The organism is [Flexibacter] sp. ATCC 35208, from assembly GCF_001975825.1.
Lineage (GTDB): Bacteria > Bacteroidota > Bacteroidia > Chitinophagales > Chitinophagaceae > Chitinophaga.
In genome coordinates, this window is the sequence record NZ_MTKN01000038.1 from 64,275 (window position 1) to 82,664 (window position 18,390).

14 protein-coding genes are annotated in these 18,390 nt (G+C 45.0%); 8 read left to right on the forward strand and 6 right to left on the reverse strand.

Annotated elements, in window-relative coordinates; translation table 11 throughout:
- Nucleotides 1–20: 20 nt before the first annotated feature.
- Entirely contained in the window at nt 21–2,042 is a 2,022-nt protein-coding gene (locus BW716_RS22120; protein ID WP_143708966.1) for a PAS domain-containing protein, read from the reverse strand.
- An 18-nt stretch (nt 2,043–2,060) separates the two neighbouring features.
- On the reverse strand, nt 2,061–2,507 hold the full coding sequence (locus BW716_RS22125; protein ID WP_083726065.1) for a response regulator: 447 nt from the start codon (nt 2,505–2,507) through the stop codon (nt 2,061–2,063).
- 256 nt (nt 2,508–2,763) lie between these two features.
- Between BW716_RS22125 and BW716_RS22130 the strand changes: the two genes are divergently transcribed.
- The 5 genes from BW716_RS22130 (at nt 2,764) to BW716_RS22150 (ending at nt 9,323) form a co-directional block, all read left to right on the forward strand.
- Complete coding sequence (locus tag BW716_RS22130; protein ID WP_083726067.1) at nt 2,764–4,161, forward strand: ATP-binding protein; 1,398 nt, start codon at nt 2,764–2,766, stop codon at nt 4,159–4,161.
- A gap of 23 nt (nt 4,162–4,184) precedes the next feature.
- Entirely contained in the window at nt 4,185–5,876 is a 1,692-nt protein-coding gene (locus BW716_RS22135; protein WP_083726069.1) for an FAD-dependent oxidoreductase, read from the forward strand.
- Between the two features lie 6 nt (nt 5,877–5,882).
- Nucleotides 5,883–6,149, forward strand: coding sequence for a UBP-type zinc finger domain-containing protein (locus BW716_RS22140; RefSeq protein WP_083726071.1), 267 nt, complete (start codon nt 5,883–5,885; stop codon nt 6,147–6,149).
- Nucleotides 6,150–6,305: 156 nt separating this feature from the next.
- The gene (locus BW716_RS22145) at nt 6,306–8,426 is read left to right on the forward strand and encodes a type IA DNA topoisomerase (protein WP_083726073.1); all 2,121 of its coding nucleotides are present in this window, start codon (nt 6,306–6,308) and stop codon (nt 8,424–8,426) included.
- A 27-nt stretch (nt 8,427–8,453) separates the two neighbouring features.
- Nucleotides 8,454–9,323, forward strand: coding sequence for a DUF4349 domain-containing protein (locus BW716_RS22150; protein WP_083726075.1), 870 nt, complete (start codon nt 8,454–8,456; stop codon nt 9,321–9,323).
- A gap of 171 nt (nt 9,324–9,494) precedes the next feature.
- Here the strand turns inward: BW716_RS22150 and BW716_RS22155 are convergent, their stop codons facing one another.
- The 3 genes from BW716_RS22155 to BW716_RS22165 are packed head-to-tail and all read right to left on the reverse strand — an operon-like array spanning nt 9,495 to nt 13,180.
- The gene (locus tag BW716_RS22155; RefSeq protein WP_083726077.1) at nt 9,495–10,628 is read right to left on the reverse strand and encodes an acyltransferase family protein; all 1,134 of its coding nucleotides are present in this window, start codon (nt 10,626–10,628) and stop codon (nt 9,495–9,497) included.
- Nucleotides 10,618–12,816, reverse strand: coding sequence for an alpha-N-acetylglucosaminidase (locus tag BW716_RS22160; protein WP_083726079.1), 2,199 nt, complete (start codon nt 12,814–12,816; stop codon nt 10,618–10,620). The genes BW716_RS22155 and BW716_RS22160 overlap by 11 nt, the downstream gene beginning before the upstream one ends.
- Before the next feature lie 13 nt (nt 12,817–12,829).
- Entirely contained in the window at nt 12,830–13,180 is a 351-nt protein-coding gene (locus BW716_RS22165) for a hypothetical protein (RefSeq protein ID WP_083726081.1), read from the reverse strand.
- A 312-nt stretch (nt 13,181–13,492) separates the two neighbouring features.
- Between BW716_RS22165 and BW716_RS22170 the strand changes: the two genes are divergently transcribed.
- Both BW716_RS22170 and BW716_RS22175 read left to right on the forward strand, forming a co-directional pair.
- Entirely contained in the window at nt 13,493–13,942 is a 450-nt protein-coding gene (locus BW716_RS22170; protein ID WP_083726083.1) for a MarR family winged helix-turn-helix transcriptional regulator, read from the forward strand.
- Nucleotides 13,943–13,946: 4 nt separating this feature from the next.
- Nucleotides 13,947–14,957: a phosphotransferase gene (locus BW716_RS22175; protein WP_179091223.1), complete on the forward strand. Its 1,011-nt coding sequence runs from the start codon at nt 13,947–13,949 to the stop codon at nt 14,955–14,957.
- 246 nt (nt 14,958–15,203) lie between these two features.
- Here the strand turns inward: BW716_RS22175 and BW716_RS22180 are convergent, their stop codons facing one another.
- Nucleotides 15,204–15,920, reverse strand: a complete 717-nt coding sequence (locus BW716_RS22180; RefSeq protein ID WP_083726087.1) for a 3-ketoacyl-ACP reductase — start codon at nt 15,918–15,920, stop codon at nt 15,204–15,206.
- A 197-nt stretch (nt 15,921–16,117) separates the two neighbouring features.
- On the opposite strand from BW716_RS22180, the gene BW716_RS22185 reads away from it, so the two are divergent.
- Complete coding sequence (locus BW716_RS22185; RefSeq protein WP_179091224.1) at nt 16,118–18,370, forward strand: GH92 family glycosyl hydrolase; 2,253 nt, start codon at nt 16,118–16,120, stop codon at nt 18,368–18,370.
- Nucleotides 18,371–18,390: the final 20 nt, after the last annotated feature.

An 18,390-nucleotide genomic window follows, 5' to 3' on the forward strand; every position in this document is an offset into this window, starting at 1 on the left:
GAATGCAAAATGAAATCTATTTACCCAACCGGAAATAACAACGTAAACACAGCACCTTCCCCCGGCTTTCCCTCCGCCGTTATCACCCCGTTATGATTATCCATTATCTTCTTACAAATCGCCAATCCTATCCCCGTCCCCTCAAACTGGTTCCGCAAATGCAACCGCTGAAACACCTGGAAGATCCGCTCACTAAACTGCGGATCAAACCCAATCCCATTATCCGCAATCGTAATCTTATGATAAGGTAATCCTCCTACCAGCGTATACACATTATCCTCCATCTTCACACTGACAAGAGGCTTCACCCCCTTTCCCGAAAATTTCAACGCATTGGTCAGCAAATTCATAAACAGTTGCTCTATCTGGAAAGGAATTGCCGACAACACTGGCAGCAAATCATATTCTATTACCGCCTCTTTCTTATCTATCTGATCACTCAATTGCTCCTTTACTCTCATCAACACCTGCGTCAGATCCACATACTCAAACAACTGCTCCCCATTATTACTCGTCCTCGAAAACGATAACAGGTCTTCTATCAGCTGCCGCATTCGCTGCGCCGCCGCCTGCATACGGGAAAAGTAATCCTTCCCTTTATCTGAGATGTTCTTATACTCCGTTTCCAATAACCGGCTTGCAAATGTCTGGATCTTCCTCAACGGCTCCCGCAGGTCATGACTCGCTACATATGCAAACTGTGCCAACTCCTCATTCGATTTCCTCAGCTCATCATTGGATCGCTGCAAGGCCTTCGTTCTCTCCTGCACCTCTGCTTCCAGCTTATCTATAAACATTTTGCCTTCATGAATATCCGTCGTAGATCCTACCCACATATTCACATTCCCTTCCGCATCTTTTTGGGGCACCGTCCGTGTCAGGTGCCAGCGATAGGTACCATCTGCTTTTCTCATTCTATGCTCTATCTGATACTCAACGCCTTTACTCAATGCCTCCTGCCATATAGGTAAGTTCTTCATTAGGTCTTCCGGATGTATCACACTAAACCATCCTATCCCATTCAACTCCTCCAGTGTCATGCCTGTAAACTCAAAATACTGCTTGCTGGCATAGTTCAATTTGCCTTCCGGATCCGTGGTCCAGACCATCTGTGACAGCGTATCACCCAATACCCTGAACCGTTCTTCTGACAGTCGGAGTGCCATCTCATGCTCCTTTCGCTCTGTCACATCAGACACTGTGGCCATGATGGCATATACATTCTTTTCCAGGTCAAACAGGGGCTTATATTCAAAATCCAGGTAAAACCGCTTCATGCCATCCGGACCATCTACATAAGCGATCGCCTCTTTTTCCTGGTAGGCAATCCCACTATTGTACACCTGTTGTAATAATTCAGGAAACTTCTGCCCTGCCAGTTCAGGGAACACATCCAGCAGGTTCAAACCCGTTACCTGGGCGGATGTTCTGCGCCACATTGTCTGCAGCATGGTATTATTTGCCATATCAATCACCATCTCCCTTCCTTTGAAAATAGCCATGGCTATAGGCGATTGCATCACAAGGTTGCGAAACTGGTTCTCGCTTTCCATCAGGGAGTGCTTGGCTATTACTGCTGCTGTCACATCTGTCGCAGCCACCATTACACCATCAATTTCCCCGGTACTATTCTTCAGTGGTTGATAGACGAAGTTGAAATACACCATCTCCGGCACCCCATGTCTGTACAGAATGACAGGAAACTCATTTCCATAGTGCGGAGTAACGGTATCCCAAACATTGTCCAACAGCGGCTTTACCGATTCCTTTACTTCCGGCAATACGTCGTAGAGCGACCTGCCCACCACTGCTTCCACAGGACGGGTGATCAGTTCCAGGTACATAGCATTCGCCATTTCAAACACCATATTCCGCCCTCTGAAAATAGCAATACCTACCGGAGCCTGTTCCACACTTTCTCTGAAACGGCTTTCGTTGTTAATTGCTTTTTTTGCTGTCTCTACCCGGATTTGCTCATCCAGATTTTGCACGGATTGACGCAATGCCAGTAATTCTTTTAAGTGTTGTTCTATATTTCCCACGACAGGAGCGTTGTTTTCTTAAAAGGAGATAAAGAATTTATCTCGTTTAGGGAATCTTTCATTGGTATCCCAATCAATAGATAACATTTCTGCTATTGCTTTCATAAGTTCCGAAAAGGAAGAGGGCTTCCTGATGTATCGGTTAGCTCCTGAAATGTACACCTGTTCTATAAATTCCGGTTGTGATGAGGTAGAAAAGATAATTACGGGAATGGACTTGAGGCGCTGATCTGTCCTGATTTCCCTGAGACATTCAAAACCATTTTTACGAGGCATATTCAAGTCCAGGAAGATCATGTCGGGAGGCGAGGGAACGCGCTCGTCTAACATATCCATGAGTTCTTTGCCATCAGAGATTGTAGTCAGAATAATATCATCCGCGACCTCTTTGAGAGCGTCTTCAAAAAGCAGACAATCGTCGGCATCGTCATCGGCTAAAAATATATTCTTTCCACTTTTTGACATCGTCTTACATTTATCACTGATACAAATACTTAGACATAAACATGTGCTTTTATAGGTCAATAGGGATGGCGTATGTACGCGTGTTATTTAAACTTACGCAAAATACGCCAAAAGCCCCAGTGATTTTTTATTAAGTTCCAGTATTTAATGATATTATAATCATTTCCACTTGTACATTTCATCGCTTCTCTCGTCTATCCTTTCCGGAACATCTTTTGCTCTCCACTTACGGGCAAATTATCTTTAACTTTAAGTTATGGTAAACATTTCCACTGAATGGCTACAATCAGTCGAGGCGTTCAAAGACGTACCCGTCGAACAACTTCGATGGCTGGCTGAAAACAGCGAACCCAAAACGCTTCTACCAGGGGATTTTATGTTCAAAACAGGCGAACCCCTCAATGCTACCTATATCCTTATTTCAGGAAAGCTCCGTCTGTACTACCTGCAGAACAACGATCCCGTCGAAATTACCGTCATGGAAGCAGGTACTATCAGTGGCTACCTCCCCTTCTCCCGCGGTATGACAGCGACCATCTACAGCGAAGCAATGGTGGAATCACAGCTCATGTGCTTCCCTATCGAAAAGATCGATGTCATGATCCATACCCAGTTTGAACTCACCCAGGCATTAGTACATGTGATGACAAACAGGGTCAGGGAATATACTACCATGATGCGCCAGAATGAAAAGATGATGGCACTGGGCAAGCTCTCCGCCGGTCTGGCGCATGAGCTGAACAACCCCGCTGCCGCCATCGTTCGGGGCGCCTCCTCTTTAAGGAAGCACCTGCAACTCATGCCGGATACCTTCCAGCAGGTCATGGCCATAAAGATGACCCCGGACGATGTGACTTTTGTAAAAGATAAAATGTTCACCATCCTCAAATCTACCGACAGACCCAAACTCACCATGATGGAAAGAGGCGCAAAGGAAGATGACATGGTGGACTGGCTGGATGACCACGATGTGGCCAATGGTGTGGAAATAGCTGAGAATTTCGTGGAATTCGGCATTACCATAGACATACTGGAAGAATTTAAATCCCATATGTCACCAAATTCTCTGTCGGCTGTACTCAACTGGATCGACAAGAACCTCGTCACCGAAAGAATGGTGCTGGACATCGAAGAAGCTTCTGCCCGCATCGTTAAACTGGTTGGCTCTGTGAAAACCTTTACCCACATGGACCAGTCCCATGATAAAAGACTCACAGATATTCATGATGGTATCCGGAATACGCTCAACATCATGGAGTACAAACTGCGCAAAGGACATGTGCAACTCATCGAAAACTACGATACTTCTCTCCCACCTGTCAGTATCATGATCGGGGAAATGAACCAGGTATGGACCAACCTGATCGATAATGCAGTGGATGCTATGCAGGGCCGGGAAAACAGTACCCTCGAAATAAAAACAGAGAAAGATGGCACTTGTGTAAAGGTCTCCATCATCGACAACGGGCCCGGTATTCCTGAGAATATCCAGTCCAGGATCTTCGACCCTTTCTTTACAACCAAAGAAATTGGTAAAGGTACCGGACTCGGTCTGGACATTTCCTGCCAGATCGTGAAGCAACATCATGGAAATATTAAAGTAAATTCAGTCCCGGGAAAGACACTTTTTTCTGTGCTGATCCCCATCCATTAATTCACTAAAAAAACGGTGCGCTTATGCCAGATAAAGACACTGAGAAAAATACGAACCAACCTATTATTCTTTGTATTGACGACGATCCGCAGGTTTTGCGGGCGATCGTGCGTGACTTGAAAAACAAGTATAGACAGCATTATAAGATCATCAGTACCTCCGATGTGCAGGAAGCGCTCAATAGCCTGCTGGAACTGAAGAACAAAGGAGAAACCATCGCCATGTTCATCAGCGATCAACGCATGCCGGTGATGGATGGGGTGACTTTCCTGGAAAAGGCGATCAAATTTTACCCGGATGCAAAAAGGGTATTACTCACTGCTTACTCTGATACGGACGCAGCTATTAAAGCCATCAATACGGTACAACTGGATTACTATCTGGTAAAGCCATGGGATCCGCCAGAAGACAAACTCTACCCTGTGATTGATGATCTGCTGGATGACTGGAAAAGCGATTATCACCCGGAATTCAAAGGCATTAAGGTAGTTGGGTACCAGTACTCACGCACCTGCCATGCCATCAAAGATTTTCTGGCAGGGAACCTCATTCCTTATAAATGGCTGGATATTCATAGCAACCAGGAAGGTTGTAATCTGCTTGCCCTGAATAAACTGGATGAAAAGGATGTACCAGTGATCTTCTTCGAAGATGGCACTTTCCTCTCCAATCCTTCTATACAGGACACTGCCCGCAAAGTAGGCCTGAATCCACAGATCAAACATGAAGTGTACGATGTAGTGATTATTGGTGCAGGACCTGCCGGTTTAGCAGCGGGTGTATATGGCGCTTCTGAAGGATTGAAAACCCTGCTGATAGAGAAACGTGCCCCCGGCGGACAGGCAGGCACCAGTTCCAGAATTGAAAACTACCTGGGGTTTCCAAAGGGGTTGAGTGGGGCTGATCTGGCCCGCAGAGCCATCTCTCAGGCACAACGTTTAGGAACAGAGTTCATCACCCCGCAATCTGTGAAAGCCATTGAGCAAACAGGTGGATACAATAAGATCATCATGGAAGATGACACATTTGTAAACAGCCGGAGTGTGGTAATTACCACAGGTGTGGATTACCGCACACTGGATACAAAAGGTGTAGCTGATTTTACAGGTGCCGGTATTTACTATGGTGCTGCTATGACAGAGGCCCCTGCCTGTAAGGACAAAGATGTGTTCATAGTAGGTGGCGGTAACTCTGCCGGACAGGCCGCCATGTATCTTTCCAAGTTTGCAAGGAATGTGAATATCCTCATTCGCAGAGAAGATTTGTCCAGCACCATGTCTGCCTACCTTATAGATAGGATCGTGGAAACGGATAATATTCATGTACGTCCATTTGCTGAAGTGGTGGAAGCCAGAGGATCTGACAGACTGGAATGCCTGATCATTTCCAACACCAAAACAGGTGAGCAGACACAGGAACATGCAGATGGATTGTACATCTTTATTGGTGCGAAGCCATTTACAGAATGGCTGGAAATGAATATCATCAAGAACGACAAAGGATTTATAGAAACGGGTCGGGACCTGTTCACGCACCCTGAGTTTGAGCAGATATGGAAACAGCAGAGAGATCCTTATCTGTTGGAAACCAGTTGTCCGGGCATTTTTGCAGCCGGCGACGTAAGAGCAAATGCCATGAACAGGGTAGCGGCAGCTGTAGGCGAAGGGTCTATGGCCATCAGTTTTGTACACAAATACCTCGCAGAGGTGAAATAAATAACTATGTCAGAAATTTGTTCACATATTACAGCAATCAAGACACTCAAAGTTGATGAGGAACATGTATGCGGGGAGTGTGTAAAAATAGGATCTGACTGGGTGCACCTTCGTACCTGCCAGACCTGCGGCGCAACTTTATGTTGCGACCAGTCGCCAGAGAAGCATATGACGAAGCATTTTCATAAAACACAACATCCGGTGGTGATATCGGCAGAACCGGGAGAAAGATGGTTGTGGTGTTATGTGGATGAACAGTTCGTTGATTATTAAATAACATTTTCCAGCTAACCGAAGAATACCGGATAACCTTTCCAACCGGCCGCAGTCCATGCCCCTTGCGAAAAAATCGATTTTGCCGAAGGTAAAATCGATTTTTTCGTGGTTTTGTTTTCCTACATTTGCCTGCCCCATCAGGGAATGTAATTTATGAAGGTTTGCATTGCAGAAAAACCCAGTGTCGCCCGCGACATCGCTGAAGTAATCGGCGCTAAAACACGCAAAGATGGATACTATGAAGGAAACGGGTACCAGGTCACCTGGACCTTCGGGCACTTCTGTACCCTCAAAGAACCTCACGATTACACCGAGCAATGGAAATTCTGGCGACTGGAAGATCTACCCATGATCCCCTCCCACTTCGGTATTAAACTCATATCCAACGGTGGTGTGGAAAAGCAATTCAAAGTCATCGAAACCTTAGTACAAGCCTGTGATGAGGTGATCAACTGCGGGGATGCCGGGCAGGAAGGAGAACTCATTCAACGCTGGGTATTACTCAAAGCCCAGTGTTCTGCACCTGTGAAAAGGCTGTGGATCTCATCCCTGACGGAACAAGCCATCCGCGATGGTTTTCAGAAACTCAAAGACGCGAATCAGTACGATAACTTATACGCTGCAGGTAGTGCCCGCGCTATTGGCGACTGGCTGCTGGGTATGAACGCCACCCGCCTCTTCACCAAGAAATTTGCCATCGGCAAAACCGTCTTGTCCATCGGCCGTGTGCAAACCCCTACCCTCGCCATGATCGTACAAAGGCAAAAGGAAATCAACGCCTTCGTATCAGAAGAATACTGGGAACTCAAAACCATCTACCGCGACACAGAATTCACAGCCACTATTGACCGTATCAAAAACCTGGACAGAGCCAATAAGGGATTGGAATACCTGAAACAACATCCTTTCGAAATCACAAGTTTCGAAAAGAAGGAAGGAAAAGAAGGCAACCCTCGTTTATTTGACCTGACCGGTTTGCAGGTAGAAGCCAACAAGAAATTCGCATTCACGGCAGACGATACCTTAAAATATATCCAGAGCCTGTACGAGAAGAAACTGGTCACCTACCCAAGGGTGGATACCACCTACCTCTCTGAAGACCTCCATCCAAAAGTTGAAGGGATCTTACAGGACCTGAAACCATACGCTAACCTGACAGCACCTATACTGGCTAAACCGATCCCCAAACTGAAAACCGTCTTTGACGATAAAAAGGTAACGGATCACCATGCCATCATCCCTACAGGTGTATATCCCAGCAATCTCCCGCTGGAAGAAAAGCGCATTTACGACCTGGTAGCCAGACGCTTTATCGCGGCCTTCTACCCGGAATGTAAGATTTCGAACACCACCGTATTGGGTGTAGTAGGTCAGGTTGAATTCAAAGTAACAGGTAAACAGATACTGGAACCCGGCTGGAAAGAAGTGTATGCCAATGATGCACCCGCGCCAAAAGAAACCAAAGACGGTAAAGAAGAAATCGAGGAAAAAGTACTGCCCGTATTTGTAGTGGGTGAAAGCGGCCCCCATACTCCAAGGGTACACCAGGGTAAAACCACGCCCCCAAAAGCATTTACGGAAGCCACCCTGCTCCGTGCCATGGAAACCGCCGGTAAGCAGGTAGACGATGAAGAAATGAGAGAATTGATGAAGGACAACGGTATCGGCCGTCCTTCTACCCGTGCGAATATCATCGAAACCCTGTTCAGACGTAAATACATAGAGAAGAGAAAAAAGAACCTGTTCGCTACCCAAACCGGTATGGACCTGATCGATACCATTACTTCCGACCTGCTGAAAAGTGCAGAGCTGACAGGACAATGGGAGCGGAAATTAAGACTGATAGAAAAAGGGGAATACCAGCTGGATACCTTTAAACAGGAACTGATCCAGATGGTGGTGGACCTGACCCAGGAAGTGAAGAACGCCTCCTACAAAACCATTGTAGCCGTGCAAACGCCAGCGCCCGAAAAAGAAGAGAAACCTAAAAAAGCACCTAAAGCTAAACAGGAAATTTCCAGCCTGCAGTGCCCTAAATGTAAGGAGCATCCTTTGATCAAAGGGAATGCAGCGTATGGATGTTCCAACTTTAAAGTATGTGGATTCAAGGTGCCTTTTGAAACCCATGGAAAGAAAATATCTGACAAACAAATGATTGATCTGCTGACCAAAGGGAAAACCACTAAATTAAAAGGATTGAAATTACCTGATGGCACAGAGGCCGAAGGTAAGTTGGTGCTGAATGCAGCATTTGGTATTTCAGTAGAAATTTAGCCTATATTCACATTACAATTTTAAACTATGCAAACCTCAATTAAGGCCAGGTTTTGGCGTCTCTTCCGCTGGGGGGCGGGAGTATTCTGTGTACTGTTTATTTTCAGATTGATTTATGGGTATGTAGCGTCGAATACGAATAGTACCGGGGATTATTATGAGAATTACTTTGATCAGGTGAACGGACTGAGAAAGAACTATGCCACATCTAAATTAAAAATGGCTCCTACAGCAGGTCCACAACCGGATTTTTCTACTAATCAAAAGTATGAGAAGACCGCAGTGGTAAGAACAACCACCAGTGACTTTCAAAAGGACGAAGAAAATGTGCGAAAGAAAATAGAGTCCTACAAAGCCATGATCCAGTATGAAAAAGCATTAGGGAGAAAAGGCGATCGGGAGTTGCATTTGATGATTGGCGTGAATCCTGAAACGTTCGATTCTTTCTATCATGAAATACAGGGAATTGGCATCATCCGGTCTATGTCAATTACGAAAGTAGATAAGACGAATGAGTATAGACAATTGAATGCGCAAAAGGTTTCTTTAGAGAAAACAGTAGCATCATTAGAAGCGTTGAAAAAACAACCCGGTACCAATCAGGAATTGTTACCTATTTATGATAGACAATTGGAATTGGAAGACAGGTTGCAAAACCTCGGTGTTGACTTAGGAAATTTCAATACAGAAAATGAATTCTGTACAGTGAAGTTGTCCTTGTATGAAGGCGCGACTGCTCAATCTATCTCATTTATCCACAGGTTGAAGATTGCTTTGCAATGGACCATCCACTACTTTGCTTATATAGTCATTGGCTTTACGGTATTATCAATCTTTGTTTTTGTATTGCTATTGATAATTGACAAACTAAACATACTTGGCTTATTCAAACAATAAAAAACATTCGTGAAAGAGGGAATTCACCAACGAAAATGAAACCCATTTTCAAAGAAAACGAGGCCGTATCAGAAGTAAGATACGGCCTCGTTTTATTCGGGTACCTAATGGAGATAAGTAGTCCTTTATGCAATTCTGAAGAGGTTTTTTTATTTTTGATACATCCCTTTTTTAGATCTTCAGGAACAACTTATTTCTATACAAGACATACAACAAACATAACTGTACAAACGTCACCGACATTGCCGCAAACACAGGCTGCCACAATAACGGCGCATATTGTATTACCCCATTAAACACAAACCCTGCAGTATATCTAAAATCTACCATCCCCTCTGCCGCCATATAGATCAGGATCGAATTTGTACCAATGATCACAAATGGGAATGCCCATTTCCTGAGTCCCCACACATCTATTATCAAATAAAACACTGCCAGGAACAACACGCTAAAACCACCTGCATACAATACAAAAGAACTCGTCCACAACCGCTTATTAATAGGGAAACTGAAACCCCATACATACCCTAACAACACCAACACCGCTCCAAAGGCAAATATCATGACACCTTTTCTCAACGGCGTTTGCACGCCTCTCTGTATAAAAGTCCCTACCAATGTTCCTAACAGCGCCGTCCCGATCGCCGGCAATGTAGACAATACACCCTCCGGATCATGCACCTTATCATGCAACCTCCCCGGCACTAACACCCTATCAATATAGGACTCCAACGATCCATCCATCGTCAATACACCCGCTCCATACCCCGGCACCGGCACCCACATCATCAATGCCCAATATCCTAACAGTATCCCCACTAACCAATACACCTGTCCCTTCACAGAAAAGTTCAAACTAATCAATCCTGCAAAGAACCATGCCAGCCCTATCCTTCCCAACACACTCGGAAATCTTGTATTCTCCAATCCATTAAACTTCAACAATCCATTCACGATAAAACCCAATACCACCAATATCAAAGCCCGCTTCAGCATTACCTTATATAGCTTCCGCTTCTCCTCACCTGGCAGTAAATAAGTATACTTTACACCCGCCACATCCATCTTCTTTTGCAACGACAATGGCATCGTCACCCCTGCAATAAACAGGAACAACGGAAAGATCATATCATAAAAAGTAAACCCATTCCACTCCGTATGATTCAACTGTGCTGACATCCATTCCACCGGCGCCCACCCGGTCGCCTTCGCCAGTGTATGAATGATATGCTCCCCACTCATAATCCAGAACATATCAAACCCTCTCAGTGCGTCCAATGACTGCAATCGTTGATTATCTTTCATAAGCTGCAACTATTAGGTCATGATATTTTGTATACATCTGCTGTGCTACCACTACCGGATCGCCACTGGTCGTCAAAGGATAGGTCTTCTGCGTCTTTACAAACTGCCACTCCCACTGACTGATCTTCTTATCAAACGCTTTGAAATCCGGTCGTTCCTCCGTCATCAGGTAATCAAAGAACTGCTCCCAGCGTGCCTTATAAAAATCCTTCAGCAATCCGCTCCATTGCCTGTTTGCATATTCATGCAATGGACTCTCCGCATCTCCCCACAAGGTGATCAGGTCACGGGCATTCTGTTCGTATAGCGCCTTCTCTGCAGGAGTAGTACCCCAGTTGCGCGCACTCGCAATCCATGGACCTAACAGAAAATCTTTTTTCGTAGCTAATAAGCGATCCATATCATCTATCAATTCCAGATATGCTTTGCTATATTTATGAAACCCGGCCATATTGCGTGTCTTATAAGCACTCACAAACTGTTGTTGCAAAGGCGTAGCATAGTTCGCCATCACCTGTCTGGTCACATCTACCAGGTCATACGTAAATCCATCCGTACGCACGCCTTTCTTAGAAGCCTTGATGAATAAGTCCCATGCAGGAATCAGGTCCAATGGCGCATAGTTCAGCTTAGTTCTTGTCCATATGGTAGTACTATCAAATGTAGGTCTGCCGGTAATGATCGACTCTGCTCCATCACGTATCGTCTGTCCATTATAAGCCGTCTTTCTCAATACCTGCCATGCCTGTACCAAAGTATCATTATCCACACCATAACGGTTACGTGCGTATTTTCTCAGCCACTCATCCAACTGTATAGGTTCTGTTTGCCAGGTATGCTGCATGGTCAGTTCATAGATCACCGGATTGTTCTCTATCGCTTCCATGGTCAGTCCAATCCCTTTCAGGTTTTTTGAATTCGGATCCTGTAATGCCAGTGCGGGTCCTGCCGCCACTCCTTCCAAACGACCAAACAGGTTCACATTGCCTCCGAAGTTGTTCAGCTGGTTCCAGATCCATGGCTTGCCATAGAATGCATCTGTTCTTTTCCATACCGGTTCAATTTCTGCGGCCAGGTCTAACAGAATCATTTTATTATCCGGCACTGCTTTCAACAGCGCTTCGATCTGTGGTGCCTTCCAGAACTTACGATCACTATAGAACAGCCATCCCTGCATGACCCACACCGCACTGGTATCTGCCTGTCTCATACCCTCATAAATCCGTGCACTCAATTTAGAGAGGAACTCCGGATCATCAGAAGGGGGTTCATTCTCATTGAATGTATCTGCTGAATACAAATGATCTGTTCCAAACAGCCTGGTCTGTGTTTCTAAAAACTGCTTACCAATCTTTGCAAACAAAGGATCTTCTGAATCTAAGATGTAGGTATCAGCAAAACCATTATTCCAGTTGGTCGCTTTCAGTTTCGCCTGAGGATATTTCTCTTTGAATGCGGCCGGTACATGCCCTGTAAATGCAGGTAATACAGGTGTCATTCCTAACGCACGTTCCTGCTTTATGATCTGCTGCTGCAAGGTCTTATGACTCTTCATCCAGCTAAGTGGCAACGGACCACCCCAGCCATCTAAATTCCCCATCCAGAACCAGGAGAAGTAAGCCGGGCCACAAAAGAACCCTTCCAGCTCTTTGTCTGTAAAGCCCATTTGTTTATACACCTCATACCAGGTATACTCTTCCCCTGTAATGGCCAGCGGCATATTGATGCCATGCATCGCCATCCAGTCGATCTCCTTTTGCCAGCGCGTCCAATCCCACCAGCTCATGCTGTAGTTGAATGTGCAATAGTTCAGGTAATAACGATATTGATAAGGTGTGGTTTTCTTTACGGTAGCTGCCGGCATTGGCAATTTTGCCGGTAGTTTCAGCTGTGTACCATTCCAGGTGATCTGGCAATGGCAATATTCAGTCAGGTAATAATACAGGGCAGAAGCAACTGCCACTCCATTATTCCCTTTTAGTAAGATCTTTCCCTGGTGTGGTGTAATCTCAAATACATCTTTTGCTTCGGAAGCAGGCAATTCACCTACCTCAAAAGAAGCTGCCTGTGTAGGCAAAACACGTTTAATGAGCGCCAGTGCCGCCGGCTTATTCAATTGTGCCGATACTGACGAGTGTGCGAACATGACAAACCCACAGATACTAAGTACCCTGCTAAAAACTTTCATAGACACTGTTTTCTTATTTTTTGTGTAAACGCAGTAATACTGTACCATGTGGTTGTATAGCCTGCTTAATCATAACTTTGGTTTTCCCCTGTTCTTCTCCGGTCCATAGATCTTTGGCCTGCCAGCTGCCTTTAATACCTAAATCAGCATAAGTAACTGACTGCTCCTGCGCATTATCGCCCAGGTTGAACAATGCAACATTCAGGTCTCCCGTATCCGGCATTTCTGATACCCATACTACGGCATCACCTTTTCTGTACAACTGTTTACTACCTGTGCTATGCTGATCTATAATCAGTACTTCCTTATCCGTCAGTAATTTATTAACAAAATCTGTATTCTCCGGCTTATTTCCTCTCATCATAAGGGGAAATTGGAATATACACCATAAAGTAACGTGGGTACGTTGCTCATCAACATGACCAGTAATACATAACGGAAATTCATTGCATGATAGTTTAGGATAAATATATAATATAAGTGTCACAAAGACAACCTTTATACCCACAGAGATCCTGCTATCCTTCAATCGTGCGCTAAACCCCTGAATTTATTATAAAATCGCTGGTCCTGATCAAGGTTTAATGCTGACCGTTGTGGAGGATTTTGTTTTTAAAAGGGAATCCCATACCTTCACAAAATACTTGACATATCAAGTATTTTACAACTAAATACCATGACTACCATTAGTCCATCATTAAAGCTCATACTCAACCTCTCGAAGGCCCATGTGATCCTTTCCAGAAGGTTAGAAACCCGGTTATCCGGCCATGGCATTGGCTATACCGACTTTGCCATCCTTTTGATATTACACCAGGCACCGGGGCAAAAGCTTCGCCGTGTGGACCTTGCCGAGAAAGTAGGTTTTACGGCTTCCGGCGTTACCCGCATGCTGATACCTTTAGAGAAAATAGGTCTTGTACAGCGGGAGGCTTACGAAAGAGATGCCCGTGTTAGTTATGTAGGTTTGACCGACATAGGTAAACAGATCTTTGAAGAATCCCTGGCCTCTGCCGAAGTTGTAGCCCAGGATATTTTTTCCACAGATACTATCACCACTGCCAAAGCCAAAAAACTGGATGCTTTTTCTGACATGCTCACAGAACTTGGCGGCAACATTATTTAATTGTATGCACCACTCCCTACTTTCCATTTTGCCGCCGCACAAGCTAAAGGTGGTAGAAGCTGCCCTGCAGCAAACCTTTGGGACATCCACGGTAGAAGACATTGAACTCATGACAAGGGGACTATCACCCGCTTTGGTGTATAAGATCCAGGTAAACGGGCAGGCTTATATCTTAAGGCTTGTCATGGCCATCAATGAACTGATTGACCCTGCACGTGAATACGCCTGTCTGCGTGCTGCGGCGGATGCAGGTATTGCACCAGCCGTATTATATGCTGATGCAAATGCTGCGGTGTCTATTTGCCGGTTTATTGCAGGACCTCCTATATGGGTAGGTCTGCCGGAAAAAGATGTGCAGCTAAAAAGCATTGCGGAAAAGGTAAAGGCGATTCATGCCCTCCCACTCTTTCCGCCATTGATCAATTTTCTCGAGGGGATGACGCATTTCAGAGATCGTTTTATGGAAATGAATATGTTTCCGGAAAGTGCCACTGCTGAGCATTTCGCACACTTTGACCAGATAAAAAGTATTTATCCTATCAATGAAGAACTCGTGTCTTCACACAATGATCTGAATCCAGCTAATGTACTTTTTGATGGGGAAAAGATCTGGCTCATCGACTGGGAAGCGAGTTTTAAAAATGACCGATATGTAGATCTGGCAATAGTGGCTTTGTATTTTGCAGCAAATGAACAGCATATCGATACTTTCCTGACTGCTTATTTTGGAGAGACGCCAACTGCGTTGCAAAAGGCAAAGTTCTACCTGATGAGACAAGTGGTGTTCCTGTATTATGGTACGATCTTCTTAAGAATGGCGGCTGAAATGAAGGAGACACATGATCAGGATATGAAAGTACCTACGCTACCCGAAGTGAAAAAGATGATGGGTAAGGGAGAGGTGAACTTAGGGAGCTATGAAGGAAAGATATTGTATGGGAAGATGCTGATGCAGGAGGCATTAACTGAAATGAAACTCCCCGCATTTGAACAGGCGCTTTCTTTATTAAATTAAAACTGCAAATGGGACTCAAAAGCAAAATGAAGGCCCTGACAATTGCTTAAACGATGATATGCCTATAAAAGGTATCCGAATAAATAAGGGCTGACCAAAAAGTAATGGTCAGCCCTTATTTATTCGGATACCTAATGGAGATAGGTAGTCCTTTAAGCACTTCTGAGAAGGTTTATTTATTTTTGATATACTCTCCTTTATTTGGTCGCCTATGGCCTGCGACCGGCTAAATGCCATATTCTTTTATCACGGATTTGTTGACCAGATACCCGCCTCTTTCACAAACACTCTCCTGTTCAGCTTCAGCTGACTTACAATCAACTCCGCAAAATCTTCTGCCTGCATCACCTTCTCAGGATTACCATCAGTCAGTTTCAGATCAATCGCCATATCAGTGGCAATAGTGCTGGGTGTCAGCGTCGTCACACGGATGTTAGACTTACGCACTTCCTGCATCAGTGATTCAGACATACCAATCAAACCAAACTTCGATGCGCTGTAAGCACTGGTTACTGCAGCTCCATTCTTACCCGCTGTAGAAGAGATATTTACGATATCTCCCGTCTGGCGGGACAGCATACCTGGCAATACCGCGCGTACAGTGTAGTAAGCACCGAACAGGTTTACCTTCACAATATGCTCCCACTCTTCTGGTGACAGATCCAGGAATTTACCAAACTTACCCACACCGGCGTTGTTGATCAGGATATCGATCGTACCCAGTTCAGCGGTCAGTTTAGCAATCGCAGTTTCTACTGCCTGTCTGTCTGCTACGTCTGCCGTAGCATATACAATCTTTACACCTGTACCTGCCAGTTCAGCAGCTACTGCCTGTAAATCTTTTTCTGTACGTGCAATCAGTGCGAGGTTCGCACCTTCTGCTGCCAACTGTTGAGCCACTGCCTTCCCAATCCCCTTACCTGCGCCTGTGATCAACGCATTTTTACCTTTTAATGATTCCATACGCTAGCTGATTTTTATTGTTGCAAATATAAGCAATAGCAACCTTTCATCCCGCTGGCCGCTGGTCATCACCCACACGAAAAAATCGCTTCTGCCCTTCGGCAGAAGCGATTTTTTCGTTCTTTGCCTGCTAACCAAAAACATTGACCTATGAATTATTTTTATTTACTTTCACCCCTGCTAAAATATCCACAATCATGCTTAGAAAAGGTCTCATGCTGTGCAGTCTTTTGTACTGCCAGTCGCTATTTGCTGACACTACCGACCTGGTCAGGTACGTAAATACCCTTCAAGGTACCAATTCCAGTTTCACCCTCACCAGAGGCAACACCTATCCAACCACTGCCCTTCCATTTGGAATGCATACCTGGACACCACAAACAGGTAAAAATGGTGATGGCTGGAAATACCAGTACGAAAAAGACAGTATTCGCGGGTTTCAACAAGCCCATCAATGTAGCTCATGGTCTAATGACTATTGTGTATTCTCGCTCATGCCTGTTACCGGCACACTGGCAGTGAACCAGTTTCAGCGTGCGGCACGATTCAGCCACAAAAATGAAATTGCGAAACCCAACTATTACAAGGTTACGCTCGACAACAAAATCACTACAGAAATTGCACCTACAGAAAGAGGAGCACACCTTCGGTTTACATTTCCCCGCTCCGGCGATGCATGGGTAGTGCTGGATGGATATACCCGTATCAGTAATGTAAAGATCATTCCTGCCGAAAGAAAGATCATCGGGTATATTAACAATGGCCAGCAGTTATCCAGAGAGCTGCGTAGCTATTTTGTATTACAATTCGATCAGCCATTCACGGCGTATGGTGTGTGGGATAGTAAGACCGGTACGATCACTGCCGATACACTCAGTGGTAAAAACGCTTATATCAAATTCAAAAAAGGCGCTGTTGTACAGGTAAAAGCTGCCAGCAGTTATATCAGCCAGGATCAGGCAGAACTGAACCTGCAAAGAGAATTGGGTAGCTTCGCGTCCTTTGATCAGACAAAGGCTGCTGCATGGAAAGTATGGAATGACTATCTGGGCAAGGTAAAGGTCGAAGGCGGTACGCCTGCACAAAAAGCCACCTTCTATTCCTGCTTTTTCAGAGCTAGTTTATTCTCCCGTCAGTTCTTTGAATATGATAAGGATGGATTACCTTATTACTATAGCCCTTATGACGATAAAGTGCATGCAGGTTACCTGTATACAGATACTGGGTTCTGGGATACCTTCCGTGCACAGTTTCCGCTCAATGCATTGCTGCATCCCACTATGCATGGTCGTTATGTAGCGGCATTGCTGGATGCATATGATCAATGTGGCTGGTTACCTTCCTGGTCTTTTCCTGGTGAAGGTGGAAGTATGATCGGTAATCATGCGATCTCTTTATTGGCAGATGCATGGGCAAAAGGACTGCATACTTTTGATCCGCAAAAAGCATTGAAAGCTTATTTGCACGAGGCGACAAACAAAGGTCCATGGGGGCCGGCGAATGGCCGTGATGGCTGGAAAGAGTATTATACTTTAGGATATGTACCTTATCCTGGTGTGAGAGAAGCGACAGCAAAAACCCTGGAATATGCGTATGATGATTTCTGCGGGTATACACTGGCGAAAGAAACAGGTAATACCTTTTGTGAAGGTGTGTTTAGCAGGCAGATGTACAACTATAAAAATGTGTGGGATAGTGTGACAGGATTTATGAGAGGAAGAGAAGCAGATGGCAGCTTCAAAGCGGATTTTGATCCGATTGAATGGGGAGGCCCGTTTACAGAGGGGAATGCATGGCATTGGCAGTGGTCAGTGTTTCATGATATACAGGGGTTGATCAACCTGATGGGGGGTGATAGTAATTTTGTGCATAAGCTGGATGCAGTGTTTGCTTCTCCTAATAATTATAAAGTCGGGACTTATGGTGGGCCGATACATGAGATGACGGAAATGGTGATGGCGAATATGGGGCAGTATGCACATGGCAATCAGCCGATACAACACATGGTGTATTTGTATAACTATGCGGGGCAGCCGTGGAAGTCGCAGTATTGGGCGAGAGCAGTGATGGAGAAGTTGTATAATGCGACGGAGAATGGGTATCCGGGAGATGAGGATCAGGGACAGACTTCTTCATGGTATGTGTTGAGTGCATTAGGGTTTTATAGTGTGTGTCCGGGAACGGATCAGTATGTGATGGGGAGTCCGGTGTTTAATAAAACCACCATCATTTTAGAGAATGGGAAGCAGTTTGTAATTGAGGCGAATAATAATAGTATGAAGAATGTGTATATCAAATCGGCTACGCTGAATGGACAGGTGTTGACGAAGGATTGGTTATCTCATACCGATATTACGAATGGAGGCATCCTACATTTAGAAATGTCTGATCAACCAGAAAGATCTCGTGGTATCGCAATAACCGACAGACCATTCTCCTTAACCAAATAACAAATAGCAGAAAGCCCTTC

What these genes read in the sequence shown, in the direction of transcription:
- BW716_RS22135 (WP_083726069.1), top strand. Translation starts at nt 4,185, where the DNA reads ATGCCAGATAAAGACACTGAGAAAAATACGAACCAACCTATTATTCTT.
- BW716_RS22155 (WP_083726077.1), bottom strand. Translation starts at nt 10,628, where the DNA reads ATGAAAGATAATCAACGATTGCAGTCATTGGACGCACTGAGAGGGTTT.
- BW716_RS22165 (WP_083726081.1), bottom strand. Translation starts at nt 13,180, where the DNA reads ATGATGAGAGGAAATAAGCCGGAGAATACAGATTTTGTTAATAAATTA.
- BW716_RS22125 (WP_083726065.1), bottom strand. Translation starts at nt 2,507, where the DNA reads ATGTCAAAAAGTGGAAAGAATATATTTTTAGCCGATGACGATGCCGAC.
- BW716_RS22150 (WP_083726075.1), top strand. Translation starts at nt 8,454, where the DNA reads ATGCAAACCTCAATTAAGGCCAGGTTTTGGCGTCTCTTCCGCTGGGGG.
- BW716_RS22140 (WP_083726071.1), top strand. Translation starts at nt 5,883, where the DNA reads ATGTCAGAAATTTGTTCACATATTACAGCAATCAAGACACTCAAAGTT.
- BW716_RS22185 (WP_179091224.1), top strand. Translation starts at nt 16,118, where the DNA reads ATGCTTAGAAAAGGTCTCATGCTGTGCAGTCTTTTGTACTGCCAGTCG.
- BW716_RS22145 (WP_083726073.1), top strand. Translation starts at nt 6,306, where the DNA reads ATGAAGGTTTGCATTGCAGAAAAACCCAGTGTCGCCCGCGACATCGCT.
- BW716_RS22175 (WP_179091223.1), top strand. Translation starts at nt 13,947, where the DNA reads ATGCACCACTCCCTACTTTCCATTTTGCCGCCGCACAAGCTAAAGGTG.
- BW716_RS22130 (WP_083726067.1), top strand. Translation starts at nt 2,764, where the DNA reads ATGGTAAACATTTCCACTGAATGGCTACAATCAGTCGAGGCGTTCAAA.
- BW716_RS22170 (WP_083726083.1), top strand. Translation starts at nt 13,493, where the DNA reads ATGACTACCATTAGTCCATCATTAAAGCTCATACTCAACCTCTCGAAG.
- BW716_RS22180 (WP_083726087.1), bottom strand. Translation starts at nt 15,920, where the DNA reads ATGGAATCATTAAAAGGTAAAAATGCGTTGATCACAGGCGCAGGTAAG.
- BW716_RS22160 (WP_083726079.1), bottom strand. Translation starts at nt 12,816, where the DNA reads ATGAAAGTTTTTAGCAGGGTACTTAGTATCTGTGGGTTTGTCATGTTC.